The following is a 1,716-nucleotide window of genomic DNA, read 5'->3' as shown; positions in this document are numbered from 1 at the left end:
CACGTCCGGGCCGACCGGCGCGCACCGGACCGCCCGAGACGGCCGGGCGCTGGGCGATGCTGCCGCCGGTCGAGGCCGACGCCACCAAGCGCGCCCACGCGACCGCCGAGCGGCTGCTCGACCGGCACGGCGTGGTCACCCGCGGCGCCGTGATGAGCGAGCGTGTCTCCGGCGGCTTCGCGGCCGTCTACAAGGTGCTCTCCGCCTTCGAGGACTCGGGCCGCTGCCGCCGCGGCTACTTCGTGGCCGGGCTCGGCGCCGCCCAGTTCGGCACCGCCGGTGCCGTCGACCGGCTGCGCACGTTCGCGGAGGTGCCGTCCGACGCCAAGCCGACTGCGGTCGCGCTGGCGGCCACCGACCCCGCCAACCCCTACGGCGCGGCGCTCCCGTGGCCGCCAGGCGACGGTGGCCACCGGCCCGGCCGCAAGGCCGGGGCGATCGTGGTGCTCGTCGACGGCCTGCTCACGCTGTACGTCGAGCGGGGCGGCCGCACCCTGCTCACCTGGACCGAGGAGCCGGACCTGCTCGGCCCGGCGACGGCCTCGCTGGCCGAGGCCGCGCGCCGCGGCTCGCTCGGCCGGATGGTCGTCGAGCGCGCCGACGGCGAGCAGCTTCTCGGCTCGGGATCGACGCCGCTGCGCGAGGCGCTCCAGGCGGCGGGGTTCGTCGCGACACCGCGGGGCCTGCGCCTGCGGACGGTGTCCGGTGCCTGAGGGCGACGCGGTCTGGCGCACGGCCGAGCGCCTGCGCCGGGCCCTCGACGGCCGCCGTCTGGTGCGCACCGACCTGCGGGTCCCACAACACGCGACCGCCGACCTCTCCGGCGGCACGGTCGTGGAGACGGTCTCACGGGGCAAGCACCTGCTCACCCGCATCGCCCACGACCGCGACTGGACCCTGCACACCCACTTGAAGATGGAGGGCTCGTGGCGGGTCTTCCGGGCCGGCGAGCGCTGGACCAAGCCCGCCCACCTCGCCCGGGTCGTGCTCGACGTCGGCAGCCGCAGCGCCGTCGGGTTCCAGCTCGGCGTGGTCGACCTGCTGCCCCGCGACCGCGAGGACGACGTCGTCGGCCACCTCGGCCCGGACCTCCTCGGCCCCGAATGGGACGCCGACGTGGCCGCCCAGCGGCTCACCGCCGAGCCGGACCGCCCGCTCGGCGAGGCGCTCCTCGACCAGCGCAACCTGGCCGGCATCGGGACGATCTACCGCAGCGAGCTGTGCTTCCTCACCGGCTACGACCCACGCGACCCGGTCGCCCTCGTCGCCGACCCGCTGCGGATGGTCCGCCTGGCGCGCTCGATGCTCGAGCAGAACCGGCACCATCCCCAGATCTGCACCACCGGCGACAAGCGCCGCGGCCGGAGCCTCTGGGTCTACGGGCGCTCCGGCGAGCCGTGCCTGCGGTGCGGCACCCCGGTCGAGCACGACCAGCTCGGCGAGCCCGGACGCGAGCGCATCGCCTACTGGTGCCCCGCCTGCCAGCCCCGCCGCTGAGCCCGACCTGGTCCCCTACAGCAGCCCGAGACCCTCGATGCGCACCGGCTTCGCGCCCAGGGTCCGGATCGTCAGCCGTCCGCCCGTCCGCCGCGCGAACGTCGTCACCGGCACCAGCACCCGCGCGTGCGCGGCGTCGCTGCGCAGCGAGACCCGCCGCAGCAGGTCGCCGCCGAGGTAGACCCCGACCCGCCCAGCGCCCGGCCCGGTCCCGACCAC

Annotated in this window: 3 protein-coding genes; 2 read left to right on the top strand and 1 reads right to left on the bottom strand. The window is 76.7% G+C overall.

Annotated elements, in window-relative coordinates; translation table 11 throughout:
* Together VGD85_RS20485 and VGD85_RS20480 are read left to right on the top strand one after the other, a co-directional pair.
* On the top strand, positions 1 to 713 hold a 713-nt coding region (locus VGD85_RS20485), incomplete at its 5' end, for an Lhr family helicase (protein ID WP_422656620.1).
* Entirely contained in the window at positions 706 to 1,497 is a 792-nt protein-coding gene (locus tag VGD85_RS20480) for a DNA-formamidopyrimidine glycosylase family protein (RefSeq protein ID WP_331065281.1), read from the top strand. The genes VGD85_RS20485 and VGD85_RS20480, both read left to right, overlap by 8 nt.
* Before the next feature lie 15 nt (positions 1,498 to 1,512).
* On the opposite strand, the gene VGD85_RS20475 is transcribed toward VGD85_RS20480, so the two are convergent.
* Positions 1,513 to 1,716, bottom strand: a 204-nt coding sequence (locus VGD85_RS20475; protein ID WP_331065280.1) for a hypothetical protein, incomplete at its 5' end; no start/stop codon positions are given.

Origin of the sequence: Nocardioides sp., from assembly GCF_036401255.1 — a bacterium.
Classification (GTDB): Bacteria; Actinomycetota; Actinomycetes; order Propionibacteriales; family Nocardioidaceae; genus Nocardioides.
Note: the sequence above shows the minus strand (reverse complement) of the source record. Positions and strands in the feature narration are given on the sequence as shown.